26 protein-coding genes are annotated in these 26050 nt (G+C 63.7%); 23 read left to right on the top strand and 3 right to left on the bottom strand.

All coding sequences use genetic code 11. The features are described 5' to 3' along the window. Positions 1 to 14: 14 nt before the first annotated feature. Both ACLIVD_RS20720 and ACLIVD_RS20715 read left to right on the top strand, forming a co-directional pair. A complete protein-coding gene (locus tag ACLIVD_RS20720; protein ID WP_491930554.1) occupies positions 15 to 1487 on the top strand; it encodes an aldehyde dehydrogenase in 1473 nt (490 codons plus the stop codon). Between the two features lie 34 nt (positions 1488 to 1521). Beyond that, a complete protein-coding gene (locus ACLIVD_RS20715; protein WP_491930553.1) occupies positions 1522 to 3951 on the top strand; it encodes a CaiB/BaiF CoA transferase family protein in 2430 nt (809 codons plus the stop codon). A 79-nt stretch (positions 3952 to 4030) separates the two neighbouring features. Here the strand turns inward: ACLIVD_RS20715 and ACLIVD_RS20710 are convergent, their stop codons facing one another. Then, positions 4031 to 5269 carry a cytochrome P450 gene (locus tag ACLIVD_RS20710; protein ID WP_491930552.1) on the bottom strand — a complete coding sequence of 413 codons (1239 nt, stop codon included), beginning with the start codon at positions 5267 to 5269 and terminating at the stop codon, positions 4031 to 4033. Positions 5270 to 5679: 410 nt separating this feature from the next. Between ACLIVD_RS20710 and ACLIVD_RS20705 the strand changes: the two genes are divergently transcribed. After that, the gene (locus ACLIVD_RS20705; protein ID WP_491930551.1) at positions 5680 to 7026 is read left to right on the top strand and encodes an MFS transporter; all 1347 of its coding nucleotides are present in this window, start codon (positions 5680 to 5682) and stop codon (positions 7024 to 7026) included. Between the two features lie 72 nt (positions 7027 to 7098). Here the strand turns inward: ACLIVD_RS20705 and ACLIVD_RS20700 are convergent, their stop codons facing one another. Next, positions 7099 to 7389, bottom strand: a complete 291-nt coding sequence (locus ACLIVD_RS20700; RefSeq protein WP_491930550.1) for a hypothetical protein — start codon at positions 7387 to 7389, stop codon at positions 7099 to 7101. Here ACLIVD_RS20700 and ACLIVD_RS20695 point away from each other — a divergent pair. The 17 genes from ACLIVD_RS20695 to ACLIVD_RS20615 all read left to right on the top strand — a co-directional run bounded on the left by ACLIVD_RS20695 (position 7373) and on the right by ACLIVD_RS20615 (position 21095). Beyond that, on the top strand, positions 7373 to 7594 hold the full coding sequence (locus ACLIVD_RS20695; protein ID WP_491930549.1) for a cupin domain-containing protein: 222 nt from the start codon (positions 7373 to 7375) through the stop codon (positions 7592 to 7594). The two genes, ACLIVD_RS20700 and ACLIVD_RS20695, sit on opposite strands and share 17 nt — an antisense overlap. A 1-nt stretch (position 7595) precedes the next feature. Beyond that, a complete protein-coding gene (locus ACLIVD_RS20690; RefSeq protein WP_491930548.1) occupies positions 7596 to 8819 on the top strand; it encodes an LLM class flavin-dependent oxidoreductase in 1224 nt (407 codons plus the stop codon). A 49-nt stretch (positions 8820 to 8868) separates the two neighbouring features. After that, positions 8869 to 9690, top strand: a complete 822-nt coding sequence (locus ACLIVD_RS20685; RefSeq protein ID WP_491930547.1) for a mycofactocin-coupled SDR family oxidoreductase — start codon at positions 8869 to 8871, stop codon at positions 9688 to 9690. A 74-nt stretch (positions 9691 to 9764) separates the two neighbouring features. After that, positions 9765 to 10247: a Zn-ribbon domain-containing OB-fold protein gene (locus ACLIVD_RS20680; protein WP_317569699.1), complete on the top strand. Its 483-nt coding sequence runs from the start codon at positions 9765 to 9767 to the stop codon at positions 10245 to 10247. After that, on the top strand, positions 10244 to 11419 hold the full coding sequence (locus ACLIVD_RS20675) for a thiolase C-terminal domain-containing protein (protein ID WP_283352093.1): 1176 nt from the start codon (positions 10244 to 10246) through the stop codon (positions 11417 to 11419). Before ACLIVD_RS20680 ends, ACLIVD_RS20675 begins: the two co-directional genes overlap by 4 nt. A gap of 18 nt (positions 11420 to 11437) precedes the next feature. Next, positions 11438 to 11932 (top strand): lipocalin-like domain-containing protein, encoded by a 495-nt coding sequence (locus ACLIVD_RS20670; protein ID WP_283352094.1) that lies wholly within the window; start codon positions 11438 to 11440, stop codon positions 11930 to 11932. A gap of 17 nt (positions 11933 to 11949) precedes the next feature. Beyond that, entirely contained in the window at positions 11950 to 12438 is a 489-nt protein-coding gene (locus ACLIVD_RS20665) for a hypothetical protein (protein ID WP_283352095.1), read from the top strand. A gap of 35 nt (positions 12439 to 12473) precedes the next feature. Then, a complete protein-coding gene (locus ACLIVD_RS20660) occupies positions 12474 to 12788 on the top strand; it encodes a hypothetical protein (RefSeq protein WP_317569704.1) in 315 nt (104 codons plus the stop codon). An 11-nt stretch (positions 12789 to 12799) separates the two neighbouring features. Then, positions 12800 to 13336 carry a flavin reductase family protein gene (locus ACLIVD_RS20655; RefSeq protein WP_491930546.1) on the top strand — a complete coding sequence of 179 codons (537 nt, stop codon included), beginning with the start codon at positions 12800 to 12802 and terminating at the stop codon, positions 13334 to 13336. Then, complete coding sequence (locus tag ACLIVD_RS20650; protein WP_317569706.1) at positions 13336 to 13998, top strand: TetR/AcrR family transcriptional regulator; 663 nt, start codon at positions 13336 to 13338, stop codon at positions 13996 to 13998. Before ACLIVD_RS20655 ends, ACLIVD_RS20650 begins: the two co-directional genes overlap by 1 nt. A gap of 91 nt (positions 13999 to 14089) precedes the next feature. After that, positions 14090 to 15505: an aldehyde dehydrogenase family protein gene (locus ACLIVD_RS20645; protein ID WP_283352180.1), complete on the top strand. Its 1416-nt coding sequence runs from the start codon at positions 14090 to 14092 to the stop codon at positions 15503 to 15505. Between the two features lie 45 nt (positions 15506 to 15550). Continuing rightward, positions 15551 to 16741 (top strand): aromatic ring-hydroxylating oxygenase subunit alpha, encoded by a 1191-nt coding sequence (locus ACLIVD_RS20640; protein ID WP_283352098.1) that lies wholly within the window; start codon positions 15551 to 15553, stop codon positions 16739 to 16741. Positions 16742 to 16828: 87 nt separating this feature from the next. Then, the gene (locus ACLIVD_RS20635; protein ID WP_283352099.1) at positions 16829 to 18178 is read left to right on the top strand and encodes an MFS transporter; all 1350 of its coding nucleotides are present in this window, start codon (positions 16829 to 16831) and stop codon (positions 18176 to 18178) included. Between the two features lie 169 nt (positions 18179 to 18347). Then, entirely contained in the window at positions 18348 to 18500 is a 153-nt protein-coding gene (locus tag ACLIVD_RS20630) for a DUF1059 domain-containing protein (RefSeq protein WP_374433466.1), read from the top strand. A 105-nt stretch (positions 18501 to 18605) separates the two neighbouring features. Then, entirely contained in the window at positions 18606 to 19487 is an 882-nt protein-coding gene (locus ACLIVD_RS20625; RefSeq protein WP_283352100.1) for an SDR family NAD(P)-dependent oxidoreductase, read from the top strand. 5 nt (positions 19488 to 19492) lie between these two features. Beyond that, positions 19493 to 19720 carry a ferredoxin gene (locus ACLIVD_RS20620; RefSeq protein ID WP_283352101.1) on the top strand — a complete coding sequence of 76 codons (228 nt, stop codon included), beginning with the start codon at positions 19493 to 19495 and terminating at the stop codon, positions 19718 to 19720. A gap of 175 nt (positions 19721 to 19895) precedes the next feature. After that, positions 19896 to 21095: a cytochrome P450 gene (locus ACLIVD_RS20615; RefSeq protein WP_283352182.1), complete on the top strand. Its 1200-nt coding sequence runs from the start codon at positions 19896 to 19898 to the stop codon at positions 21093 to 21095. 96 nt (positions 21096 to 21191) lie between these two features. On the opposite strand, the gene ACLIVD_RS20610 is transcribed toward ACLIVD_RS20615, so the two are convergent. After that, a complete protein-coding gene (locus ACLIVD_RS20610; RefSeq protein ID WP_491930544.1) occupies positions 21192 to 22361 on the bottom strand; it encodes an aromatic ring-hydroxylating oxygenase subunit alpha in 1170 nt (389 codons plus the stop codon). A 170-nt stretch (positions 22362 to 22531) separates the two neighbouring features. Here ACLIVD_RS20610 and ACLIVD_RS20605 point away from each other — a divergent pair, with 170 nt between their 5' ends. The 3 genes from ACLIVD_RS20605 (at position 22532) to ACLIVD_RS20595 (ending at position 26041) form a co-directional block, all read left to right on the top strand. After that, a complete protein-coding gene (locus tag ACLIVD_RS20605; protein WP_491930543.1) occupies positions 22532 to 23518 on the top strand; it encodes a GNAT family N-acetyltransferase in 987 nt (328 codons plus the stop codon). Between the two features lie 179 nt (positions 23519 to 23697). Next, a complete protein-coding gene (locus ACLIVD_RS20600) occupies positions 23698 to 24522 on the top strand; it encodes a mycofactocin-coupled SDR family oxidoreductase (RefSeq protein ID WP_491930542.1) in 825 nt (274 codons plus the stop codon). Between the two features lie 19 nt (positions 24523 to 24541). Then, on the top strand, positions 24542 to 26041 hold the full coding sequence (locus tag ACLIVD_RS20595; protein ID WP_317569711.1) for an aldehyde dehydrogenase: 1500 nt from the start codon (positions 24542 to 24544) through the stop codon (positions 26039 to 26041). Positions 26042 to 26050: the final 9 nt, after the last annotated feature.

Here is a 26050-nt window from a genome sequence, read left to right as displayed (position 1 = left end):
CCGAAAGGCATGACATGAACGACCGTGACACGACACGCGGTGACAACGCCACGGACAGGAACGAGCTGTTCATCGGTGGCCGATGGGTGGCACCGAAGTCCGGAGGCACCATCGATGTCATCGAGGCAGCCACCGAGAAGGTACTGGGCACCTCCGCGATGGCGTCCGAAGCCGACATCGATGCGGCCGTCGCGGCCGCGCGCACCGCACTGAGCGGTCAGTGGAGTGCGCTGACCAACGTCGAGCGGGCCGATCTGCTCGACAAGTTCGCTGCCGCCCTCAAGTCACGTGGTCGGGATACGTCCCGGCTGGTGAGCCGGGAGAACGGTATGCCGATCGCTCTTTCGGGCAGTGTCAACGGCTTCGGCCCCGCAGCCATGATTGCGTACTACGCAGCTCTGATTCGCGATGCGGCCAACGAGGATGTGCGGCCGAGCGCCTTCGGTGGCCGCACCGTCGTGCGCCGCGAGCCGGTAGGTGTGGTCGCGGCCATCACGCCGTGGAACTACCCGCAACCGCTTGCGGCGATGAAACTCGCTCCTGCGCTGGCGGCGGGGTGCACGGTGGTGCTCAAGCCCGCCCCCGAGACGGCGCTCGACGCGTTCGTGTTCGCCGAGGCCGCGGTCGAAGCCGGTCTCCCCGACGGCGTGGTCAACGTTGTGCCGGCCGGCCGGGACGCCGGCGCCTATCTGGTTTCCCATCCGGGAGTCGACAAGGTGGCGTTCACCGGATCCACCGCGGCCGGTCGCGCCATCGGTGAAGTGTGTGGCCGGTTGTTGCGTCCGGTCACTCTCGAGCTCGGCGGCAAGTCCGCGGCGATCGTCACCGAGCGCGCCGATCTCGACGTGTTCGTTGAGAATCTGCTCGAAGTGTCGCTGGTGAACAATGGTCAGACCTGCCACGCGAGCACCCGGATCCTCGCCGCTAGCTCCCGATATGACGAGGTCGTCGACACCGTCACCGAGACCGTGCGGGCACTGACGGTCGGCGATCCGCTCGACAAGGCCACCGAGATCGGTCCGCTCGTCTCGGCCGCGCAGCGTGACCGCGTCCTCGGCTACATCGAGGCCGGGCGTGCCGCCGGCTATCGCATCACCACCGGCGGAGGCACGCCCGCCGCGCAGCCGCAGGGGTGGTTCGTCGAGCCGACCGTGTTTGCCGGCGTCGACAATTCCGCGCGCATCGCGCAGGAAGAGATCTTCGGCCCGGTGCTGACCATCACCGGGTACGACGGTGAAGACGAGGCCATTGCCATCGCCAACGACTCCGAATACGGCCTCGGTGGCACCGTCTGGACCGCAGACGAGCAGCACGGTTTCGATCTGGCGGCTCGAATCCACAGCGGCACGGTGGGAGTGAACTACTACGCCCTCGACCTCGACGCGCCGTTCGGTGGCGTCAAGTCGTCCGGGCTGGGCCGCGAGCTCGGCCCAGAGGGTCTGGCACCGTACTTCACCTCGAAGTCGGTGTACTTCGGAACTCGTTGACCATATTCCGCGACGAGCAACCACTTTGGAGCACATGATGGCACTACCTCTGCAGGGTGTCCGGATATTGGAGCTGACGGACGGATTCGGGGACACGGCGGGGCGGTTTCTCGCCGACCTCGGCGCCGAGGTCGTCCGCGTCGAACTTCCGGGAGGATCGGCCTCGCGCACGGCCCAGCCGATACGGGACGGTGTGAGCATCCCGTTCGCGCTGCGCAACGCCAACAAGCGCGGCATCGTGCTCGACCTCGACGCGGACGACGACCGGGAACGGCTGCGCTTGCTGGCCCAGCGCTCGGACATTCTCCTGGAGTCGTTCCCGCCGGGCTTTCTGGCCACCCGTGGGGTGGGCGCTGCAGACCTGTGCCGCGTCCATCCCGCGCTCGTGGCCGTGTCGATCACCGGTTTCGGTCAGAACGGTCCGTATCGCGACTGGGCGGCGGCCGAGCAGGTCCTCTATGCACTGAGCGGTGTGCTCTCGCGCTCCGGTGAGCCGGGGGAGGCCCCGCTGCTGCCGCCGAACGGGCTGATCGACGAATCGGTGGGTGTGCATACGGCGTGGTCCGCATTGCTCGCCTATTACGACCGGTTGCATACCGGCCACGGGCAGCTCGTCGACATCTCCGCGTTCGAGGTCATCGTGCACGGTTTCGATCCCGGTTTCGGTGTGCAGGGCTCCGCCGCCGCGGGTCGATCCGAGGACTTCCCCCGGGGCCGGCCTGATGCGGCCAACTTTTACCCGGTGTATCGGTGCGGCGACGGGCAGGTGCGCATCTGCCTGCTCGCGAAGCGTCAGTGGCAAGCGATGTACGAATGGTTGGGTCGGCCGGAGGAATTCGCGGATCCCAAGTACGACACCATTCCCGCCCGATTCGCCGCATCCGAGCGGCTCAATCCGCTTATCGAGCAGCTGTTCAGCACGTACACCCGCGACGACCTCGTCGCGGAAGGTGCGGCGCGCGGAATTCCGATCGGTGGCCTCAACACCGTGGCCGAGGTATTGACCACCGAGCACTTCGATGCGTCCGGTACGTTCGTCGACGCCGAAATCGCTCCCGGTCTCAGTGCTCGGGTCCCGTCCGGCTACGCGAAGATCAACGGCGAACGCGCCGGCTTGCGCTCCCGTGCACCGCAGCTCGGGGAGCACAACGATCAGGTTCTCCGCTCGGCCGGGGCCGACACCCGCGATCCGATTTCCGCACCGCAGCGCGAGCCGGGTGCACGACCGTTCGAGGGGCTTCGGGTCCTCGATATGGGTGTCGTGGTGTTCGGCGCGGAGCTCGGGCGCCAGTTCGCGGACAACGGTGCCGACGTCATCAAGATCGAGAACTCTCAGTTCCCCGACGGGCTACGCCAATCCAAGCGCGGCGCTGCGCTCGCGGCATCCGTCGCCTGGGGTCACCGCAATCGCCGCAGCCTCGGAATCAACCTCCGCAGTCCCGAAGGTATCCGCATCTTCAAGCTTTTGGTTGAGGAAGCGGACATCGTGCTCGCCAATTTCAAGCCCGGCACCCTTGCTTCGATGGGTCTGTCGTATAACGAGCTTGCCGCGATCAATCCGCGCATCATCGTGTCGGAGAGCAGCGCCTTCGGCAGTGTCGGCCCGTGGAACAAGCGACTGGGCTACGGGCCGTTGGTTCGGGCAGCCTGCGGCGTCTCGGCGCTCTGGCGATACTCCGATGCTTCCGCTGGACTGTGTGACGGCTCGACCGTCTACCCCGACCACATCGCCGGACAGGTCACCGCCACCACTATTCTCGCCACGTTGATCCACCGGCTGCAGTCTGGACGCGGTGCCGCCATCGAAGTCGCTCAAGCCGACACCGCGATCGTCCAGCTCGGCAACCAGCTCGTCGCCGAACACCTCGCGCCGGGCTCGATCAGCGCACCGGGCAGTTCCGATCCGTACTCGGCGCCCTCCGGGGTGTACCCGTGTGCGGGTGACGACGAGTGGTGTGTCGTCACCGTCCGCGACGACGCCGACTGGGTCGCGCTGTGCGGGGTTCTCCGACGCCCCGACCTCGTCGACGACCCGCGTTTCGCCACCGACGAGCTCAGAATTGCGCACCGGGCCGAGGCCGACGAGGTGCTGGCACAGTGGCTGCTGCTGCACACGCCGACCGAAGCGACGGACACGTTGCAGGCCGCCGGGATACCGACCGGCGCGATGATCCGGCTCCCGGACCTGTTGACCAATCCGCACCTGACCGCGCGGGGTGCTTACATCGAGCTCGAACACGAGCTGCTTCCAGCGCCGCTTCCGACGGCGAAGCAGGTGGCGCACTTCGGGGCGTTGCCGGACTGGCCGCTGCAACAGGCACCGCTGGCAGGTGCGCAGACCCGGGAGATCTGCGAGGAAGTGCTCGGTCTGAGCACAGTCGAGATCGACACGCTCGTGCACGACGGTGTGCTGCAACCGCCTGCGGACGATCCAGCGCTGTCACCGGTCTCCTCCACGGTGTGACACAGCAGAGAAGGTCCCCGGATTTCTCCGGGGACCTTCTACTGTTCGGACTGCGTTCCCACTTCCGGGTCGCGGGAAATCAGTGCGTCGACGGCGTGAACGTGATCGGTAGCTTCTCGCATCCGCGGACCTGGGACGAATGGAACACCGCGGGGTTGTCCGGAACCAGCGCGTAGTCGGGAATTCTCCTGTGGATCTCCTCCATCGCGAGTCGCAGCTCGAGCCGCGCGAGATGGGAGCCGAGGCAGCGGTGCGGGCCGGCGCCGAACCCGATGTGCCGGTTGGGATGCCGTTCGATCTGTAGCCCCTCAGGGCTGTCGAACTCGTCGTCGTCGCGGTTGGCCGACGTCATGACGACCAACAGTTGATCGCCGGCCTTGATGGAGACACCACCGATCTCGGCATCCCGGGTCGCGCGACGACCGCTGCTCGTGGCGGTCTCGATCCGCAGGATCTCCTCCACTGCCGACGGAATCAGCGTCGGGTCGTCGATGATCGCCTCCCGCTGCTCGGGATTGTGCGACAGGTGAATCAGCCCCCAAGCGAGAGCACCTTGGACGGTATGCAGTCCCGCGACGAGCAGCAGGAAGAACATCCGGCTCAGCTCCTCGTCGGTGAGTGGCCGAGGTGTTCCGTCGACGTCGAGCGGGGTGTTGATGATGTGCGCGGTAAGGCTCTCGGAACTGCCTTCACCGGACCGAACTCGCGCGACGACCTTCCCGAAGTACTCGTAAATCTCTCCGGCCGCCTTCGCGCGCGCCTCGGCCGATTCCGCCTCGCTCGCCCCGGGGATGCCCTGAAGGGTGATGTCGGTCCACTCGGTGAATTGTGGTGCGTCGCTCAGCGGCCATCCCATGAGCGCAAGGAAAATCCGAGTCGGCAGCTCGTGTGCGAACTCCGAGATGAACTCGCATTCGCCCTTGTCGGCGAATTGGTCGATCAACTCGGTGATGATTCTCCGGATCTCGGGCTCGAGCGCCTTCATCTGCTTGGGACTGAACAGCGGTTGCAACGCCTGCCGGTAGTAGCTGTGTTCGGGCGGATCGAGTTCGAGCGGAAGGAACTTGCCCTGCGCGGCATTGAGCAGATTGTTCGGAAAGCTCGAGAACGTCTCCGGATCCTGGAGTACCTGAAGCGCTTCTTTGTACCGCGTAACCACCCAATGCCCCCCGTGATGCGGGGAGTAGAGGACCGGCCCTTGCTTGCGCAGCGCGGCGACGCGCTCCTGGAACACGTCTGCGGGCACGGCCAGGGACGGATCGTACACATCGAAGTCAGTGACCAGATGTTCCGGAATATCGAGCTGTGTCGTGGTCATCGGGATCCTTCGCGTAGGGGAGCGGCCCGAAAAGCGCCCCGCGGATGGCCATTGGCCCGGAAAGGCCGGGACGAGTGCTGTCGCCGCGGGGTGAGGGCTGGGGTGAGTAGGCGATCGCCTTGCGATGAAGGTAGATCAGCGATTACCTGCGGTCAACCGCGCAGTTCCTGAAAAACCATATTTCGCAAGTCCGGAGAAGTGCACGGTCCTTGACGGGTTAACCGATAGCATTTAGATTAGGTCGCATGTGATCCGCAGCACTGCGGTACATGAGGGAGTCGTGTATCGCGGCTCGGTGTCCATCGGCCCCCGATCATGTCTTGATCAGCCGAAAAGCATTGTGGGAAAACCTGTCATGTCGAAGATCTGGAACGGGTCGATCGACCCCATCTCACAGAAGGATCACTGAATTGACTTCATCTGTCAGGATCACGGAGGTCATCGACCGTGCTCCCGTGTCGCGATTCCAGTGGCGGGTGATCGCCATCTGCTTGGCACTGGCATTCGCTGATGGTTTCAATGTGCTGTCGATCGGCTATGCCATTCCGAGCCTTGCGAATTCATACGGTGTGCCGCCGGCCGATTTCTCGATTGTGGTGATGGCTGCCCTGGTCGGTGAAATTCTCTCGAACTTTCTGATCGCTCCACTGGCGGATCGATACGGGCGTAAGCGAATCATGGGCCTCGGAATCCTCGTCTTCGGCCTCGCCGCCCTTCCCTCGTTCTTCGCTACATCGGTCCTGGCGCTCGCAGTGTGCCGTTTCGTTGCAGGGCTCGGGATCGGTGCAGCCGTGCCGAACGGGTTAGCGTTGGGTAACGAATACTCGCCGTCCCGATTGAAGGCGACCACCGTCACCGTGTTGAGTTCCGGCACCGCGGTCGGCGGGCTCGTCGTCGGATTGATCGCTTCACGGGTGGTGCCTATGCACGGCGGGGAGGCGCTCCTCCTGGTCGCGGGAATCGTTCCTCTCACCATTCTTGTCGGCACGTGGCGTTGGCTGCCCGAGTCCGTCGAGTTCCTGGCCAAGGCGGGCCGCACCACGAAGGTTGCGAGCATTCTGGACAAGATCGACACCCGCACGCCGCACAGTGCCGACACCGAGTATCTCCTGCCCCCTCAGCCGGTCGGCGCGCGTGTTGCCGCGCTCTTCGTGAGGGGCAGGGCGACCCTCACCGTCCTCATCTGGTCGATGATGTTCTTTGCGCTCTTCGGTAGCTATTTCGTCCTCAGCTGGCTGGCCACGATTCTCACCGACAACGGGGTGCAGGATAGTGCTGCACTACTCGCGACATCGTTGGCGACCCTGGGCGGCATCGTCGGCGCACTGGTGTTGGGCGTTGCCATGGACCGAACCCGGATCGGTGTCGCCGCTGCAGTTCTCGGTCCCCTCGCCACCATAGCGTCGGTGTCGCTGCTGGCATGGATCTCGACGGGCGGTGGGTCGGTCGACCGTCGCTGTGGGCGCCCTGTGCTTCACCCTCGGCTTCGGCGCGATCGGGCTGGCGGCGGCTCTGACGTCGGTCGCAGCGCAGGCATATCCCACAGCGGTACGTGCGACGGGGATCGGCTGGGCCTTCGGGGTCAGCCGGATGGGCGGCCTGTTCGCGCCGGCGCTGGGTGGGGCTTTGCTCGCCACGAGTATGGCGAGCTCGACAGTTCTCCTGTTGTCTGCGATCCCAGCGGCCATTGCAGGGGTGCTGGTGGTGTGCTTCGCGGTCACTCTGCGTCGCAGGAAGGGATCGGGGGGACCGGTTGATGTCGAATCCTCCTCCGCGAGCGTCCTGGTATCGGGCTGACTGCAACGAAGGGCCTGTCCGGGCTTGTCGAATCAACCGAAAGGCAATACATGAGCTTTCGCCGCGTTATCGCTGCAGAACAGAACGGTACAGCCGTGCTGGTCGCCGACGAGACGATCGAGAGAATCGACGCTGCAGGCCTCGACCCGATCTGGCGTTCCGACGCCATTCCAGAGGTACCCAACGCGGGCCACGTGCCCGAAACGGCCGGATTTCCCGATCCCGGTGGCGTCTGGGTGATCGGCTGGGTGCTCGAGCCCGGACGGATCGGCGACAGTGACAACGGAATCGTCGAGATGGACGACGATGCGCCCGGATTCCACCGCACGGATTCCGTGGACGTGCACGTGCTTCTCGAGGGGCTCGCTCGTCCTCGAACTCGACAGCGGAGCGGAAATCGAATTGAACGCCGGCGACACGGTGGTCGTCAACGGCAACAAGCATCGGTGGCACAACCGTGGAGACGAGACGGCACGTGCCATCGTCACCATCTGCGGCGCCGCACGCAACGACCGACAGGAGATCTGAAATGGAACCGGAAGCTGGGAATAACGGGTCAGCCGTGAATAATGCGCCGGCCTCGAGGAAGGCACCCCTGCGGTGTGGAGTGTTCCTTCCGCCGTACCACAACCCTCGGCGTAACCCCACGATGGCGATCGAACAGGACCTCCGCCATGTCGAGGACCTCGATCGGCTCGGATTCCATCAGGTGTGGTTCGGGGAGCATCACAGTGGTGGGTACGAGGTCGGGCCCTCGCCCGAGTTGATGATCGCGGCAGCCGCGCAGCGTACGTCGCGTATCGAGCTGTGCAGTGGCGTCATATCGCTTCCTTACCACCATCCCTTGATGGTGGCCGATCGCATCACCTTTCTGGATCACATGACCCGTGGGCGCATACGCATCGGGGTCGGGCCGGGTGCGCTCGTGGCCGATTCGCAGATGATGGGCATGGACTACAACCTGTTGCGGCCGCGGATGGAAGAATCCCTCGACGCCATCCTGGAATTGCTCAATACGCCGGGGCCTGTCGACCGGACGACGGAATGGTTTTCTCTCGAGGACGCGCGGGTTCAACTCGGCCCCTACTCGTACTCGGGGGTGCCGATTACTGTGGCGGACGCGATGTCGCCGTCGGGCCCGAAGCTGGCCGGCAAGTACGGGCTCGGTCTGCTATCCATTGGTGGAACGAGCGCCAAGTCGGTCGAGTTGCTCGCCCAGACCTGGGATATCACCACCCACGAGGCGAATGTGTACGGGCAGAGCGTCGATCGGAACGATTGGGCGATCGTCGGCAACATCCATATCGCCGACACCTTCGAGCAGGCCGTCGAAGACACCCGGTACGGGCTGCGCGACTTCATGGACTACCGCCACGTCGTCACCCCGATGAAAATGATCGAACCGGGTGAAGAAGTCGCGCACGAGGAACTGGTCCGGCGTGTCAACGAGTCCGGATACGGCTGCATCGGCGATGCGAACGACGCCATCGACTACATCCAGAAGATCATCGACCGCACTGGTGGATTCGGCACCTTCCTCGCGACAGCACACGACTGGGCAGACATCGAGGCAACCTCGCGCATGTACCGGATCCTCATGCGCGACGTCATGCCCCGATTCACGGGCACCTGCGAACCGCTGCTGAATTCCTACCACTGGACACAGGCGCGCAAGGAAGGCTTCAGCGAGCGCTTCGCGACCGGCATCAGCCAGGCGACGCAGCACTACGAACGCGCGAAGAGCGCAGGGTAGTACGTTCGGCAATTCCTATATCACTACCCACTTCACATCAGGAGAATCGATGACCTCTCTCTACGGACTCGGCGGAAAAGTTGCAGTCATCACCGGCGGCGCACGAGGACAGGGCCGCTCGCATGCGCTCACTCTTGCCGCTGCTGGGGCCAAGATCGTGGTCTGCGACATCGCGGCGCCGATCGACGAGGTGCAGTATGCACTCGCGACACGGGATGATCTCGAGGAGACGATCCAGCTCGTCAAGGAAGCCGGTGGCGAGATTGCCGGCATGCAGGCGGATGTCCGGAGCAGTGCAGACATGAGGGCTGTCGCGGATCTGGCCGTCTCTCAGTTCGGACGTATCGACATCCTGCTGGCGAACGCCGGCATCCACGATCACGCCGAGTCGACGATCGAGATCGCAGACGACGCGTGGCAGACGATGCTCGACGTCAACCTCACCGGCGCGTGGAAGGCCTGCAAGGCTGTCGTCCCCGTGATGATCGAGGGTGGCCACGGCGGATCGATCGTGATCACCTCGTCGGTCGACGGGCTGGGTGCTTCCCCGTCGTGGGGGCACTACGGCGCCGCGAAGCATGGCCTGCAGGGGCTGAAGGACACCCTCGCATTCGAGCTCGCCGACCACAACATCCGTGTCAACACGGTGAACCCGACGGGGGTCAATTCGCCTATGGCGGCAGGCCTGTCGAAGGTACTGCCGCACGTGGTGCGGAAGTGGAAGCATAACGACCGCACGAATCTGCTGGACGTGATGATGCTCGAACCACAGGACATCTCCAACGCCGTGTTGTGGCTCGTTTCCGACGCCGCGAAGTACGTGACCGGGATCGACCTGCCGATCGATGCGGGCTACCTGACCAAACACTGATGGTCGGGTTCCCCATGACGCCCACCTGCAGCAGAAGGAAGCGATATGCCAGTTCACGAGAGTGGAGCGATCCGATGACACCGGGTGCCGGTACAGCCCGCGAGTTTCCGGCAACGGCTCTGGCCGGTCCGTACGCAGACGGCCTCGACCTGCCCTACTGGGAGGGTCTGCGGGCGGGTGAGCTGAGGCTGCAAAGGTGCGGCGAGTGTGACCTGTGGATCTGGGGACCGCGGTGGATGTGTGGACGGTGTCAGACGTTCGACCCGAAATGGACTGCGGTGGAGCCGGTCGGACGAATCTTCTCGTGGTCGCGGACGTGGCACCCCTTCATCCCGGAGCTGGCAGGCGAGTTGCCGTTCGTCACGGTTCTCGTCGAACTACCGCATGCCGGGGGACGACGAGTGCTCGGTCTGCTCGCCGAGAATGGCGATGGTGACGTTGCCATCGGTGATGCGGTTGCGGGGATCATCCAGCAGCCCGCCGATGCACCCTGGCCGGTGCTTCGCTGGCGCCTGGCGAGCAGTACCACGGAGACGGAACGGGGAACCGAGCGATGACCGATACCTTTCTCCGTGGTGCCGCAGCCGTCGTGGGTGCCAGTGAATTCCATTACAAGCGAGGCGAATCGCCCGCCAGCGAACTCCGGATGACTTTGCGAGCCATCGTCGAGGCTGCTGCTGACGCCGGTGTGTCACCACGCGAGATCGACGGTTTCGTCTCGTACGGGGGCGGCGACAACGACGGGACGGTCGTGGGTGCGTCGCTCATGTCACCCCGGATCCGATGGTCCACCATGATCTGGGGTGGTGGCGGAGGTGGTGCTGCCGCGGCGATTACCAACGCGGCAGTCGCCATCGCTGCAGGGCAAGCGCGGTGCGTGGTTGTGTATCGTGCCATGGCACAAAAGGATTCCGGCCGACTCGGATACGCCAAGCATCACTTCGACGGCCATATGCTCCCGCACGGGGTCGGATCGCCGGCGCAAGCCTGCGCGCTGCGCACCCGACGGATGCTCGAACACGACGGTGTTCCGGAATCTGCGATGAAATCCCTGGTTCTCGCGGACTACTTCCACGCGCAGCGCAATCCGCACGCCGCGGCATTCGGCCGACCGCTCGACGAAGCCGACTACGCAGCATCGCGGATGATCGTCGAGCCCTACCGGCTGTACGACTGCTCACGGGAGAACGACGGAGCTGTGGCGCTCATTCTGGTCGCCGCCGGCCGCGCCGAGAAACTCTCTTCCAGTCCGGCTTACGTGCTCGCGGGCAGTCAGGGCGCGGTCGGCGGATACGCTGTCGACAGCGAGAACGATCTCGACTACACCTCGGCCGGATTCTCCGGAGCCGCCGGAGTTGCCGAAACCTTGTGGGCGGATGCCGACCTCGGTCCCGACCAGGTCGACGTCGTCCAGGTATACGAGAACTTCAGCGGCTCGGGTGTGGCTGCACTGATCGATCACGGTCTGTGCCCGCGCGGTGCCGATGCCGGCAAGGTCATGACCCTCGAGAATCTGACCGCCCCGCACGGGCTGCTCCCGGTGAATACCAGTGGTGGAAACCTCGCGGATTCGTTCGTCAACGGTATGGGTCTGGCAGTCGAGGCCGTGCGCCAGGTGCGTGGAACCTCCACCAACCAGGTTCCCGATGCGCAGGTCTCGCTCTTCATCGGCGGGCCCATGGCCGCATTGTCGAGCTCGGTCCTTCTCTGCACGCGCGACGTGCTGTGAGCTGAAAGGAAGCATGACATGAGCACCCACACAGACACCGACACCGAAGGCGTCTCGATCGCCGAACGAATCGTCGGGGCTTGGGAACTGGTCGAGTACTCGACGACCTCCGACAGCGGAAAAGTCGACTACCCACTCGGTCCCGAGGCCCGCGGATTGATCATCTACTCGGCGGACGGGTTCATGTCGGCACAAATCATGCGCCCCGGCCGAGCCCCGTACCGCTCGCGCAACGTCCACAGTGGCGAGAACAGCGAACGAAGCGAGGCTGCCGGGGGATACCTTGCGTATTCGGGCCCCTACCACGTCGACGAAGACCGCTCCGCCGTATGGCACGAGATGGCGGTATCGCTGTACCCGAACTGGCTCGGTGAGAACCAGAAGCGGCATGTGCGCTTCGACGGCGACCGCATGACCCTGTCCTCGGATCCACTGGTGTTCCGCACCACCACCCTGTCACCGGCACTGGTGTGGCGACGAACCGCACCCCGTGCGGGACGGACCACGTCGTGAACGGGGCTCAGCTCACCGTGGCCGTGGACCTGTCGACGCCGGACGCGCCGGTCGACAGCACCATCGTGGTGCGGAGCCTGGATGACCCCCACACAGTGCGAATTACAGCCCCGAACCTTCGAGAGGCGCAGAAGAAGCGCGCATACATTCGGGCCGCGGGCGACACATCCGGTGGCCGGGTCGACGTACTGCTCGACGTCGTCGTCCATATCGCGCCGGACGCTCGCACCGCGCGCTCCGAAGCCGGCACAGGACAGAGGCGCCCGTCGGAAACTGGCATGACGGACGGCGACACCGTCGTCTACGTCGGAACGCCGAGCGGCCTGGCAAGTCTGATCCTCGACATCCGCGCAGCCGACATTGCCGACGGCGTCACTGTCGTTCCTGCTGTCACGGAGGGGAACGTCAGGGATGCATGTGTGCAATTACTGCTGGATGAAGTGCTGCCCATCCTCGAAGCCCGCCGACCGGTCCAGGAATCGGCGGTGCGACAAGATGTCCACTAGTTCCCACCACACCACCACGAACGGGGGAGAAACCCATGCGAATCGTGGTTGACGAGATTTTCGGTAAGTCACAGTTCCGGCTCGAAGACGCCGACGAGTTCGGCTCCCTCCACATCGAGCCGGCCGACCCGAAGTGCAGAATCTGGGCAGACCGACTCTCGGCCCTCGGCCGACCATCCGGCGCACAGCAGGTCTTCGTCAAACCAGACACGATCCGCGCCCTTGCGGGTGAGCAGGCATTGGACCCGTCGTGGTCGACACGATTCGAAGCAATGATCGAGTTCGCGGATTGTCGCGGATGGCTCAGTCCTGCAGGCGAGATCAGAGTGCACATCGCACTGAGAGTATGAGAGGACCACACGTGTCGACACGATCGGACAACAGCACACAATCGGCTGTGAACACGCGGGCGCTTCGCGACGTTCTGGGACATTTCTGTTCCGGCGTGACGGTGGTGACGGCGATGGTGGGCGACGAACCGGCCGGGTTCACCTGTCAGTCGTTTTCGGCATTGTCGCTGGATCCGCCCCAGGTCTTGCTGTGCCCGAGCCGGCGTTCGACGAGTTGGCCGGCGATCCGTACCGTCGGGACCTTCTGTATCAACGTTCTCTCCTCGGGTCAACGCGATCTCAGCGACCGTTTCGCGAAATCGGGTGGACCCAAATTCGCCGGAGTGCAGTGGCGCCCGGCCGAGCGCGGCGCGCCGATTCTCGAGGGGGTGGCAACCTGGTTCGAGGTGGCGCTCGCTGCGGAGCACGACGGTGGAGATCACCTCATCGCCGTTGCCGGCATGCTCGATTTCGGGTCCGATCCGGTGACGGAGCCGCTGGTTTTCCATCGGAGCCGATACGGCGGGGTTGTGGAGCTGAGTCTCGGATCGATCGAAAGTGGGAGTTGATGGGGAGACCGGCAAAGCCTCTGATCAGCCGGAGTGCGACCATCGCGGCAAGCATCGAGATCATCGACACCGAAGGCATGGATGCGTTCAGTCTGCCGCGCGTGGCCAAACAGCTGAACGTACGGACCTCCTCGCTGTACCACCATTTCGCTGATCGTCGTGAGCTCATGACCGAGGTGGCGAAGGAGCTGATGACCGGGGCGACAGTGCCCGAGCATTCATCGGGCACGGACTGGGTGGAGTGGTTCGTCGAACTCAGCCTCAATTACCGCGACGCGATCCTGCGTCATCCCAATGCCGCTCTCGTGTTGGTGCAGTTCCTTCCTCGGGATGTCCTGACCCGAACGTATGAACGGTGTGCGCGCATCCTCGAGGACGGGGGCGTCCCGGCGCGACTCCACGTGGTGATACTGGACGGTCTGGAGAAGCTTGCTCTCGCAACCACTCTGAGCGATATCATGCGCGATCCGGTCGGTAGCACAGAGGTCTTCCCGAAGGTCGATGAGCGTAGACACCCGACCCTCGCCCGCGCGCTGGAGGCCAACCAGTGGTCGTCGCGTGAACTTTTCGTGGTCACGATCCGCGGATTCCTTGCCGGGGTGATGGGTCTAGCCGCGACGCCGGTAAGTGACGAAAGCCTGCGTGAACTGCTCGAATCATGAACGTGGACTAGCTGCGTCTCAATTCCCCTCGGTGTTCGAGGGATTCGATGCACCGGTAACTACCTCAACTCGACTAACGGAGAGAATTATCGTGAGTTTGGAACTATATGTGGATGGCAAGTGGACTGCCTCCACAAGCACGGAGCAAATCGACGTCGTCAACCCGACCACCGAAGAGCGCATCGGGAGCGTCCCCGCCGGAGCTGCCGAGGACGTCGATATGGCGGTCGCTGCCGCACGACGGGCCTTGGGCCAGTGGTCTCAGACCGCCCCGCACACGCGGGCCGAGTTCGTGTCGCGTCTGGCTGACGAACTGGAGCGGCGACAGGACGACATCACCGACATCGTCGTCGCCGAGGTCGGCACGCCACGCAGGGTCGCTCGGTGGGCCCAGGTCGGACTGGGCATCGTCGATCTGCGGGAGGCAGTGACCGCGGCGAAGGACTTCCCGTGGGAAGAACCGCTCCGCAACTCCCTTATCGTGCGTGAGCCGGTCGGCGTGATCGGATGTATCACGCCCTGGAACTACCCGCTGCACCAGATCACCGCCAAGATCGGCGCCGCGCTCGTGGCCGGGTGCACGGTGGTCGTCAAGGCCAGCGAGGTTGCTCCGTTCACCGCCCACGCTCTGGCAGAGGCGGTCGAAGCGGTCGGGATCCCGGCCGGAGTTTTCAATATGGTGCACGGGTACGGTCCGATTGTGGGTGAGGCCATCGCCGTTCACCCGGATATCGACATGGTCAGCTTCACCGGATCGAACTCGGTCGGTAAGCGGGTGCTGGAACTGGCCGCCGGGACCGTGAAGCGGGTCTCGGTCGAGCTGGGCGGCAAGAGCGCCGCGGTGCTGCTCGACGACCTCGATGTCGAGGAGTTCGCGAAGGCCGTGCCGCACACCGTGCGTGCCTGCTACATGAACGGCGGGCAGTCCTGCAACGCGCAGACTCGCATGCTCGTACCGCGCTCGCGCCTGTCCGAGGCAGAGAAGCTCGCCGCCAAAGCGGTGGCGGCATATGCCCCGGGCGATCCCACGAGCGGCGACACGAAGCTTGGACCCATGGTGACCGCAGCTCAGCGCGAGCGGGTGCTCGGCTACATTCGTGCCGGCGTCAAGGAGGGCGCGAAGCTCGTCGCCGGCTCGGTCGACGCACCTGCCCGTACCGGATTCTTCGTCCAACCCACAGTGTTTTCCGAGGTAGACCCGGACAGCACGATCGCCCAGGAGGAAATCTTCGGTCCGGTGCTGTCGATCATCGCGTACGACACGACCGAGCACGCGATCGACATCGCGAACGGAACGATTTTCGGTATTGCCGGCGCCGTGTGGTCCGCCGACCCCGAGCGCGCGAAGTCGGTGGCGCGCAGACTGCGTGCAACGCAGATCGAGGTCAACGGTGGAAAGTTCAATGGGGCTGCACCGTTCGGCGGATTCAAGCAGTCCGGTCACGGGCGTGAGGGCGGGGCGTTCGGCCTGGAGGAGTTTGTCGAAATCAAGAGTCTGCAGCTTTAACGACGTTCTTGTGGGCCCGCAGCGGTCCCCGAAGGAGTGAGCACGATGGTCTACACCGATCTGCCGTACGACGAGGCGACGAAAGCGGGCTTTGCCCGGGCGATGTTCGATCACCTCGACAACGGCACCACCGATATGGCACCGGAAATCCTCGAGGTCGATCCGCGCGTATACACCGATCCGGAGCTGGCGGCGCGGGAGCGCAGAGAACTGTTCGGGTACGTGCCGATCATCGCGGCACACAGTACCGAACTGCCCGGAAACAACGACTTTGCGACTGTCCAGCTGCCGAACAACGAAGTTGTTCTCGTTCGGCAGGCGGACGGGAGGGTGCGTGGCTTCGTGAACACCTGCCGGCATCGAGGAGCGCAGCTCGTTCCCGAGGAGAAGGGTTCGAAGCGCATCTTTTCGTGCCGCTACCACGGGTGGGCGTATGGCAGCGATGGCAGGCTGCGGTCGATCGCGGACGAGCCGACTTTCGGGACGGTCGATCGTAGTTGCATGAGTTTGCTGGAGGTTCCGGTCGAGGAACGGCACGGTTTCGTCTGGGTCATCGACTCCGCCGCGGGTGATCGCAAGATCGACATCGCGGAGTGGCTCGGCCGCGAGTTCGACGAGTCCCTCGCCGCCATGGACATGGACAAGTACCACTGCCATATCGCCCAGAACTTCGATGTGGACATCAACTGGAAGGTGTTGATGGACGCCTTCCTCGATGGCTACCACATCACCTCGACACACGCCGGAACCGTTGCCCCGTACTTCTACAACAACGCGCAGGCGTGGGAGCCGATGGGCAGGCACGGACGAATGGTCACCGCTCGCAAGAGCATCGACTCGGTGCGCGATGTGGCACCCGAGGATGCCCCCATCGATCGGCATATCACCGTGGCGCACTTTCTGATGCCCAATATGTCGGTGCTCCGTCAACCGGATCATCTGGAGGTGCTCAACTTCGTCCCCGCCCCGGGCACAGCCGTCGGGACTCGGATGCAGATGCGTTTGCTCACTCGGGAGCCGGTGGTAACGGACGAGCAGAAGGCGCGGTGGGACAAGAACTGGAAAATTCTCATGGCCGTGCTACGCGACGAGGACCTCGTGGTCAACGAGGGCGTACAGAAGTCCGTCGCGAATACAGATGTCGGACCCCTCTATTTCGGACGCAACGAGATTGCCAATCAGCACTTCCACCAATGGATGGGGCGCGCGTTCGCAGATCCGCGCAGGTGGGGCTGAGCTCCATCGCACCCATGGTGTGAACACGCGCCATCCGTGCAGTCACAAATACCGAACCCCGATACAACGACCCGAAGGAACCCCAACATGTCGCAGATTTCTGTCCCGGGGAAGGAAAGAGCCGTCTCGGGTGCCCGATCCGTGGTCCTCACCTGCTTGGCCATCACGATCCTCGACGGTGTCGACCTCATCATGTTCGGCGCGGTCCTGCCGACGTTGCTCGAACTGGAACAGTGGGGGATCACCACTGCATCGGCGGGGTTGATCGGCAGCCTGTCCCTGTTCGGAATGATGGCCGGAGCAATGCTTGCCGGCTACATCACAGATCGCATCGGGCGACGACCCGTGGTACTTGCATGCATCGTCAGCTTCAGCGTGTTCACCGGGTTGTGCGCCATTGCGCCGAACCTGGAAATGTTCGGCCTGTTCAGGCTGCTGGCAGGGCTCGGCTTCGGCGGAGCACTCCCCACCTTGATCGCGCTCACCCAGGAATACGTCAAGGTCGACCGGCGACAGTTCTACAACGGTGTGATCCAGACCGGCTTTCCCATCGGCGGGTGCGTCGTCGCGATTGCCGCCATTTTCATGATCCCTGCGTTCGGCTGGAAATCGATGTTCGCAGTGGGCGGCCTTCTGGGTGTCGTGTTGTTTGTCATCGCGTACCGAAACCTGCCCGAATCGATTGCCTTCCTCGCAAGCAAGGGTCGGCACGACGAGGCCCGGGAACTGGCACAGCACTATTCCATCGATGCCGGCGCCGAATCCGGTATGGCACTGGATAAGTCGACGAGTGGGAGTACCGGCTCGTCGTCGGGACTGAGGCTCCTGTTCGCCCCCGGCTACAGGATTGCGACGGTCATGTTCCCGCTCATCACCTTCTTCGGTCTTCTCGTCTCGTACGGCATGAACACCTGGATTCCTCAGATGCTGAGGTCCTCCGGCTATGATCTCGGGTCTGCATTGACATTCCTGCTCGCCTTCAACATCGGCAGCGGATTCGGCATGGTGGTCATCACCGGTCTTGCGGATCGGCTGGGATCACGTCCCGTCATTTCCGTGAGCTTCGTCTTCGGGGCGCTCGCAGTGTCCGCCCTGACTCTGCAGCCGGCACAGGCGCTCGTGTTCGGACTGGTTCTCCTGATCGGCTTCTGTGCCTCGTCGACGACGGGCGTCTACGGATTCGTCGGAGTCTTCTACCCGGCGGCCGCGCGTGGCACGGCACTCGGGCTGGCAGTGGGTCTCGGCCGGCTCGGCGGTGTCTGCGGTCCCGTACTCACCGGAATGATCATGAGCTCTGCACTCGGAGCCGACTGGGCCTTCTACGCCTTTGCGTTCGCCGGAGTGGCTGCCGCAGTGCTGGTGTCGTTGGTTCCGCGGAAGAACAAGACCGTGTCCGAGACTGACGTGTCTGTAGAGAAGGCCGCGGAGCCTGCCTGATCACCATGTGTCCGATGCGATCGAGCCGACGCGGGGGTTGAAAAACCTATGTGCATTAGTTAATGTGATGTGACGTCGACCACGTTCGTCGACGCGCTACCGAACTTCCCGTTCGCCGACGTGCGGAACGTATCGCGACCGCGCGGGAAGCGCAGAAAGGCTGACCGGCATGAGAATGAAGACAAGGCTGAGCTGTCCGTGTGGCGCCGCGATCACCGGCAGTGACGAAGACGACCTGGTCGTGAAAACCCAGGAGCATTTGAGCGAGTCGCATCCGGGCATGGAGTACTCGCGCGACGAGATTCTGTTCATCGCGTATTAGCACCGCTGTACGTGCGACACAGAGCTGTTCGGTGCCACCTCTGTCATCCCGCTGTCCTATGACAGCTTCCATTCATCCGACACATTCCCGAACACAGGAGACTTCATGAAACTCGAAGGTAAGGTCGCGCTCATCACCGGTGCCGGTTCCGGGCTGGGACGCGAGGCATCGCAGTTGTTCGCCGCGGAGGGCGCGAAGGTCGCCGTGGTCGATATCGATCCGGAGCGCGCCAAGGGCACGGTCGAGCTGGTCGAAAAGCAGGGTGGTTCGGCGATCGCGGTCACCGCGGATGTGCGAGTCGAGCAGCAGGTGATCGAGGCCGTGGCGGCCACCATGGCCGCGTTCGGCAAGCTCGACATTGCATGGGCCAATGCAGGCGTCATCTCGCGTGGTGGTGTGCCGTCCGTCGCCGGTGGCGAGCAGGTCGAGTTCCAGGATCTGACGGACGCGGATTGGCAGGACGTCATCGGGGTCAACCTCTCTGGCGTGTTCTACACCGCGAAGGCTGCAGTGCCGGCGCTGCGGGCCAACGGTGGTGGTGTCATCCTTGCGACGTCGTCGGCGGCGTCGTTCGCGGCGTATCACAGCATCGCGGCGTACTCTGCGACGAAAGCCGGTGTGAACGGTATGGTTCGGGCCCTGAGTCTGGATCTCGGCAAGTATGGAATCCGCGTCAATGCGATCGCCCCAACACACGGAATGTCGCCGAACTTTCTCGCCCCTGCGGGTACGCCGGTCGTCGGTCAGTCCTATGAGGAAGTGGCGGGTCCGTGGGAGCCGAGCGTGTCGCCGATTCCGCTCAAGCTCAATCGTCCGCCGTCACTGAAGGACAATGCTCGGGCAGCGCTGTTCCTGGTCTCGGATGAGTCCGCATACATCTCGGGTGTCACGCTGCCGACGACCGATGGCGGCACGTTGTCTCGTGTGGCCATGATGTTCCCAGAAGACGGGAACAACCCTCCGCCGATGGTCACCGGCGAAGAGTAACGATCATGACTGCCCACGACACGAGAACGGAATACGGTACGCGCCGCCTGGTCGTGGATCGGTCGGTGTGCGCGGGACACGGCCTGTGTTACAGCCGATCCCCCGAGGTCGTCGACTGTGACGATTCCGGGTATCCGGTGATCCTTCAGGACGCACTCGCGCTCGACGAGCACATCGCGGCGGCCGAGGAGGCCGTCGCGGTGTGCCCGGAACGAGCGTTGACTCTCGGATAATCCTGTCGGAACGCATCTGCTACCAAGGCTGACGGCATGACCGACAGATCCTCGATATCTTCCGTGCCATCCGAACGGCGCGTCGATAGCTCACGAACAACGTGGACGCTCGACGCGCCGAGCGGCTTTCGAAGGGTGTTCTGCCTTGACAATTCACGACATCGCAACGGATCTGATGGTCGATTTCGACGTCTACGACCCGGCTCTTGCCGCGCCGGTCGACGTCTTCCAGGCGAAGGCCGCCGAACTCCGCGCCCGCGGTCCGATCCTCTATTCGCCGCACTACGGTGGGCACTGGATTGTCACGCGTTACGACGACATCTTCCGCATTCTGCGTGATGCCGAGACTTTCTCCAGCTATCCGAACAATCTTGTCGACGCCGGCCAGGGCAAGTTCATTCCCGTCGAGATCGATCCGCCTGAGCACACGCAGTACCGGCAGGCACTCCAGCCCTTGTTCGGTCCGGCGCGGATGAAGGAGCTCGAGCCGAAGATCCGCGAGATCATCAACGAACTGATCGACGGCTTCGCGTGCTCGGGCCGATGTGAATTCGTCGCCGAGTTCGCGCACGCGCTGCCGACCCGTGTCTTCCTCACCTTGATGGGCTGGCCACTCGACGACGCCGAACGCTTCACTGAATGGACGGACATTGCGCTCCAGGGAATTCCGGGCGCCGACGAGGAGGGGTCCGCTCGCGCTCGGGCGGAGGCGGCTACGAACGTGTTCGAGTATTTCGGTGCGTTCGTGGATAGGGTGCGTTCGGGTCAGGAAGATGGCGACAGCGTCACCGCGCAGATCATCAACACACCGATCCGGATGGATGGAGTCGAGCGGTACCTGACGGACGAGGAACTGCGTCGCATGTTCTTCCTGCTACTCATCGCGGGACTGCACACCGTGCAGGGTTCACTCGGCTGGGCCATGGTCCATCTGGCGAACAATCCGGCGCAACGCAACGCCCTGATCGAGGACACGAGTCTGGTGCCGGATGCAGTGGAAGAGATCCTTCGTATCGAGGCCGCGGTCAGCATGGGTCGTCGGGCTACGCGCGATGTCGAGATCGCCGGTGTGAAGGTCGAGGCCGGTGACCAGCTGCTGTTACTGCTCTGTTCGGCGAACCGCGACAATACCGAGTTCGACGATCCGGATGCTTTCGTGATCGACCGAGGTTCGAACAGGCACCTGTCGTTCGGAGCGGGCCCACATCGGTGCCTGGGGTCGCACTTGGCGCGACTCGAACTGACACTGGCGATGGAGGAGATTCACCGCAGGCTCCCCGATTATGCGTTGGTCGAGAGTGATCCACCGTTGATGCACGGCACGTCGGTGCGTGGCTGTGTGCGTCTGCCGCTCACGTTCACTTCGGAACTCTGAGTTGAGATGAGGAAGGGGACCCGATCGTGATCGGGTCCCCTTCGTGATGTGAGCGGAAACCGGTGTCCGTAGTTCCGCGAGTGTGAAGCCCAGGTATCAGCTCTCGTTGACGAGTTCCTGAATTGCGCGGCGGAAGACCTGGTTGGCGACTTCGTTGCGACCGAGGAGCATGTTGCCGGCGCTGGCGCTGTCCATGGCAACCTGTGAATCTCGCAAGATCGGGAAGTCCTCGTTGTGGAGCACGGCTACCAGGATCTCGACGTTCTTGTCCCAGATCCGGTTCCAGCGTTCCTCCGTCAAGCCGCTCTCTTCGAGCGTGGGCGCGACCAGACGAATCTCCATGTGGCAGCGCTGTGGATCACTGCGGTGAGGGCGGAAGGTGAGCAGCTGGAAATGGTCCGGTTGTTTGAGCAACGTACTGTTGGGCCCCACCAGGTGGCTTTCCGTGATGTGCTCGGCGAGACTGCGATCGCCGGGGTCCTCCTCGATCCATCGGTCGATGGTCTTGCGGAGATTGAGGAACCGGCAGTGGTTTCCGAAGTCCTCGAAGGCCATGACATTGGTGTGGATGTGCTTCGCGGCGGTGTTGGGGTGCGCGTACTGGATATGGTACCCGTCGAGGAACGCGTCCTGCATCAACTTCCAGTTGATCGGCTCGTCGAAGCGTTGAACCCGAGTGGTCACCATCTTGTCCATGCCGTAGGACCCCATGATCGAGTCCATCTCGGGCCCGAGCCAGTCGGCGACATCGATGGTTGCGTCGGCGTCGTCGACCACCCAGACGAACCCGTGCCGCTCTTCGGTGGGTAGTTGGACGAGGTTGCGTTCGGAGCGGTCGGCATCACCGAACGTGTTGTCGCGGGTGATGGTGCGCAGGCTGCCGTCGGTATCGTAGGACCAGCGGTGGTACGGGCAGGAGAACAGGCGGCAGCGACCCTTCTCTTCCTTCTCGACCATGGCCCCGCGATGACGGCACTGGTTCACGAGGGTTTTGACGCTGCCATCGCGCTGGCGGACGATGATGACGTTGTTTCGCGGCAACTGCAGGGTGACGAAATCTCCTGCGCGAGGGATCTCGGAGCCGTGGATGATGATCGACGGAACTCGGCCGAATACACGCTCTCGTTCGATCTTGGCGATGTCCGGATCTGTGAACTCGACGGGTTCGAACCACGTGACGTGCTCGAACTCGTCGGTGGTGTCGTTGCGCAGATGGTCGAGCGCGCGACGGATGCGTTCCTCGCGTGGGATTCCGACCTCTGTCATGGCTGCCCTCCAGGCTGTGGTGCGATGGCGAATCGATGACCCTAAATCTAACTTATGTAGATTTAGCTGTAAACCCCGGGTTGCGTTCTCGGGTAGTTTTCGACCATTGCGATCCTATACCGATTGGCATTAGATTTATGGGAACGAACCGGCAGATGAGGAGCGAACGAATGATCTCGTATCAGTGGTGTTCGGAACTGGATTCCGGCGATCGGGACGAGGTACTGGCACTTGTCGCGGCGGCCGCCGAATACGACGACGAGGCGGGCTTCTCCTCGATCAATCCCGGTGATGTGACCTCGGCGAGCCGTAACGGTGTGCGGGTCTACCACCTTCCGATCGCAGCGCGCGGAGATCTGAGTGCTCGCGACGATGCTCCACTCGTGGTGGTGGCGTACCTGCATCTACAGGTCGACGACGGGGGGCTGGGTACCGCGCAGTTCGTGGTTCACCCCGACTATCGGTCGCGAGGTATCGCAACGATGCTCGTCGAGGAGATCGGTCTGGACACGACCGTGGACGGTGGCTGGGAAGGCACTGGCGCTGCGGCCCTGCGCTGCTGGGCGTACGGCACTCACCCCGCGTCCGAGCGTCTCACGCGCCGGTTCGGCGTCGCGCCGGTGAGCAGGTTGTGGACGCTGTTCCGTCACTTGTCTGGGCCGTTCGCGAGCCCGCTCGACGACGTCTCGGTTCCCGAGGGCATCACACTCGCCGAAGCGCGCCCACTCGAAGATTCGATGGCGTCGAAGTCGATCGAGGAAGTGCTGGATGCGGCCGCGCTGGTGCCGGCGCAGCGGGAACGCCTCGCCGACGAGATTCGTCTCGGGGCCGGCACCGTAGTCGTCGCAACAGGTTCTTCGGGAGCATCTCTCGGATTCGTCTGGTTCGACTCGGCGCTGTCCACGCACCTCGAACTCGACGCCGCGTCGGTCCGGGCGCTGGTGCTCACCGAGGCCGCGAGGCGGGAAGGCTTGGGCACCACGCTGCTCGTGGTGGCGCTCGGGGCGCTGCGTGACGCGGGAGCGCAGATCGCCCTCATTCGTATCGACCCGGACGATGCAGGCGCGGTGCGTATGTGCCGGCTGCTGTCGTTCGAGCAGGAGGAAGAGCACTCGTGCTACCAGGTCGGGGAGTGGGCCGAAGTACCCAGCTTTTGAATGGTTGCCGGTGATACGAAAAAACGATGTTTGTTCGGTGTTGACCTAAAGGTTGTAGGCAACTACGGTCTGTGTTGTGGCTCACAGTTGGTGTGCCGATTTCGATTCGATCATTCGATCATCCCGCACGTTGCCTCTGTGCACCACTAGGCGGAACCTACACTTGGAGAGGACTATCCATGGGACGGCTCGATGGCAAGGTCGCATTCATCACCGGCGCGGCGCGCGGTCAGGGCAGGTCGCATGCCGTCCGGCTCGCGGAGGAAGGTGCGTCCATCATCGCGATGGACATCTGCGACCAGATTCCGACCGTGTTCTACCCGATGCCGACCTCCGACGATCTCGCGGAAACCGAACGCCTGGTCAAGGAGGCCGGAGGCGCCATCGTTGCGTTGGTTGGCGACGTCCGCAACCTCGAAGACATTCAAGCTGCGTACGACGCGGGTATCGCACAGTTCGGCAAGGTGGACATCGTACTGCCGAACGCCGGCATCATGCCCGTCATCGGACCGGGCGAGCAGCGGCAGGCCTGGCACGACGCGATCGACACCATGCTCACCGGTGTGTGGCACGTGCTCGACGTGACCGTGCCGAATCTCGTCGAACGGGGTGAGGGTGGCTCGATCATTATCACCAGCTCGGCCGCCGGCCTGACGAGCATCGGTCTCAACACCTTGCCTGGCCAAGCCGGGTACAGCGCGGCCAAGCACGGTGTCGTCGGCCTCATGCGGCTGTATGCGAAACAACTCGCGCCCCACAGCATCCGGGTCAACACCGTGCATCCGACAGGCGTGAACACTCCGATGGTCGCGAACGCCGAGTACGGCGAGTTCGTCAACGCCCACCCAGAGGTCGCCGCCGACGAGTCGTACAAGAACCCGATGCCCGTCGAGCTGATCGAGGCAGTCGACATCAGCAACGCGATCGTGTACCTCGCTTCCGACGAGGCCCGCTACGTCACCGGAGTCACATTCCCCGTCGATGCCGGCTACAACATCCGTTGAAAGTGAAGGAGCTTCACTGATGACCACCACCGAAACCGCAACCGGTACGACGACCCCGTCGATCGCCGATCGCGAACAAATCTTCATCGGCGGCCGTTGGGTCGACTCGACCGGTGACGAATGGGTCGATGTCGTCGACTCGTTCACCGAAGAGAAGATCGCACGCGTCCGCACCGCCACCGTCGAAGACGTCACCAAGGCGGTTGCCGCTGCGCGTGAGTCGTTCGACACGGGTGAATGGGCGTCGCGCACCATAGCCGAGCGCGCCGACGTTCTCGATGCCATCGCGGACCGTCTCGAGCAGCGCGTGGACGAACTGACGCCGATCGGCGTCATCGAGGTCGGTGTGCCGGTCAGCGTCAGCCGCCCGACCCAGCAGATGACCGGCGGCCTGTTCCGGGCTGTTGCCGCGGTAGCGCGCGAGTTCGAGGTCAGCGAAGAGCGATCCCGGGCCGACGGCGGCATCTCACGCATCGTCAAGGAACCGACGGGTGTGGTCGCCGCGATCATCCCCTGGAACGGGCCGATCGGCACGATCGCGTTCAAGCTCGCGCCGGCGCTCGCCGCGGGTTGCTCGGTCGTTCTCAAGACCGCACCCGAGGCGCCGATCTCGCCGTCGGCTTTTGCGGACATCATTGCCGAGCTGGTCGCGGAAGGTCGCATTCCCCAGGGTGTAGTGAGTGTGCTGTGTGCCGACCGCGAGGTGTCGGAGTCCCTCGTGACCAACCCGGACGTCGACCACGTCACGTTCACCGGCAGCACCGCCGCAGGCCGGCGCATCATGTCCCTGGCAGGCGAGCGCATCGCACGCGTGTCGCTCGAACTCGGTGGCAAGTCCGCAGCGATCATCCTCGACGACGCAGATATCAATCACGTGCTGCAGACCCTGCCCATGGGTGGCTGCATGCAGTCGGGTCAAGCCTGCATCGCGCTGACCCGCGTGCTCGTCTCGCGCAAACGTCACGACGAGGTGGTCGAGGCACTGAAGGCCGCGTTCGGATCTCTGCCGATGGGCGACCCGTGGGAGCCGACCAACTTCCTCGGCCCGCTCGCCTCCAAGCGTCAGCAGGACCGCGTGCTCGGCTACATCGACATCGCGAAGGAAGACGGCGCGAAGGTTGTGCTCGGTGGTGGCCGCCCCGAAGGCCTCGATACGGGCTTCTTCGTCGCAGCCACCCTGATCGACGACGTGCAGCCGGATTCACGGATCGCGCAGGAAGAGGTCTTCGGGCCGGTCATCTCGGTGATCACCTACGAGGACGAGGAAGACGCAATCGCGATCGCCAACAACTCGGTGTACGGCCTGTCGGGCGCCGTCTATACCGAGGATCTCGACCATGGTTTCGAGGTCGCGCGGCGCATCCGTACCGGCACCATCAGCGTCAACACCGCGACGATGGACTTCACCCTGCCATTCGGTGGTTACAAGCAGTCGGGCGTCGGACGGGAGGGCGGCATCGAAGGTCTCGAAGAGTTCTTCGAGACCAAGACCGTCCACCTGCCTGCTCCTTCCCAGTAGGTCTGCAGA

The sequence above is a fragment of the Rhodococcus sp. G6(2025) genome, assembly GCF_058628105.1.
This window is presented reverse-complemented; position numbering and strand designations above follow the sequence as displayed.

Bases quoted from the DNA above. Each gene is read 5' to 3' on its own strand.
- ACLIVD_RS20660 (WP_317569704.1), top strand. From the start codon at position 12,474: ATGCGAATCGTGGTTGACGAGATTTTCGGTAAGTCACAGTTCCGGCTC.
- ACLIVD_RS20610 (WP_491930544.1), bottom strand. From the start codon at position 22,361: ATGACAGAGGTCGGAATCCCACGCGAGGAACGCATCCGTCGCGCGCTC.
- ACLIVD_RS20635 (WP_283352099.1), top strand. From the start codon at position 16,829: ATGTCGCAGATTTCTGTCCCGGGGAAGGAAAGAGCCGTCTCGGGTGCC.
- ACLIVD_RS20625 (WP_283352100.1), top strand. From the start codon at position 18,606: ATGAAACTCGAAGGTAAGGTCGCGCTCATCACCGGTGCCGGTTCCGGG.
- ACLIVD_RS20600 (WP_491930542.1), top strand. From the start codon at position 23,698: ATGGGACGGCTCGATGGCAAGGTCGCATTCATCACCGGCGCGGCGCGC.
- ACLIVD_RS20670 (WP_283352094.1), top strand. From the start codon at position 11,438: ATGAGCACCCACACAGACACCGACACCGAAGGCGTCTCGATCGCCGAA.
- ACLIVD_RS20695 (WP_491930549.1), top strand. From the start codon at position 7,373: ATGCGCCCGGATTCCACCGCACGGATTCCGTGGACGTGCACGTGCTTC.
- ACLIVD_RS20690 (WP_491930548.1), top strand. From the start codon at position 7,596: ATGGAACCGGAAGCTGGGAATAACGGGTCAGCCGTGAATAATGCGCCG.
- ACLIVD_RS20630 (WP_374433466.1), top strand. From the start codon at position 18,348: ATGAGAATGAAGACAAGGCTGAGCTGTCCGTGTGGCGCCGCGATCACC.
- ACLIVD_RS20675 (WP_283352093.1), top strand. From the start codon at position 10,244: ATGACCGATACCTTTCTCCGTGGTGCCGCAGCCGTCGTGGGTGCCAGT.
- ACLIVD_RS20595 (WP_317569711.1), top strand. From the start codon at position 24,542: ATGACCACCACCGAAACCGCAACCGGTACGACGACCCCGTCGATCGCC.
- ACLIVD_RS20715 (WP_491930553.1), top strand. From the start codon at position 1,522: ATGATGGCACTACCTCTGCAGGGTGTCCGGATATTGGAGCTGACGGAC.
- ACLIVD_RS20640 (WP_283352098.1), top strand. From the start codon at position 15,551: ATGGTCTACACCGATCTGCCGTACGACGAGGCGACGAAAGCGGGCTTT.
- ACLIVD_RS20710 (WP_491930552.1), bottom strand. From the start codon at position 5,269: ATGACCACGACACAGCTCGATATTCCGGAACATCTGGTCACTGACTTC.
- ACLIVD_RS20615 (WP_283352182.1), top strand. From the start codon at position 19,896: ATGGTCGATTTCGACGTCTACGACCCGGCTCTTGCCGCGCCGGTCGAC.
- ACLIVD_RS20680 (WP_317569699.1), top strand. From the start codon at position 9,765: ATGACACCGGGTGCCGGTACAGCCCGCGAGTTTCCGGCAACGGCTCTG.
- ACLIVD_RS20720 (WP_491930554.1), top strand. From the start codon at position 15: ATGAACGACCGTGACACGACACGCGGTGACAACGCCACGGACAGGAAC.
- ACLIVD_RS20685 (WP_491930547.1), top strand. From the start codon at position 8,869: ATGACCTCTCTCTACGGACTCGGCGGAAAAGTTGCAGTCATCACCGGC.
- ACLIVD_RS20605 (WP_491930543.1), top strand. From the start codon at position 22,532: ATGATCTCGTATCAGTGGTGTTCGGAACTGGATTCCGGCGATCGGGAC.
- ACLIVD_RS20650 (WP_317569706.1), top strand. From the start codon at position 13,336: ATGGGGAGACCGGCAAAGCCTCTGATCAGCCGGAGTGCGACCATCGCG.
- ACLIVD_RS20620 (WP_283352101.1), top strand. From the start codon at position 19,493: ATGACTGCCCACGACACGAGAACGGAATACGGTACGCGCCGCCTGGTC.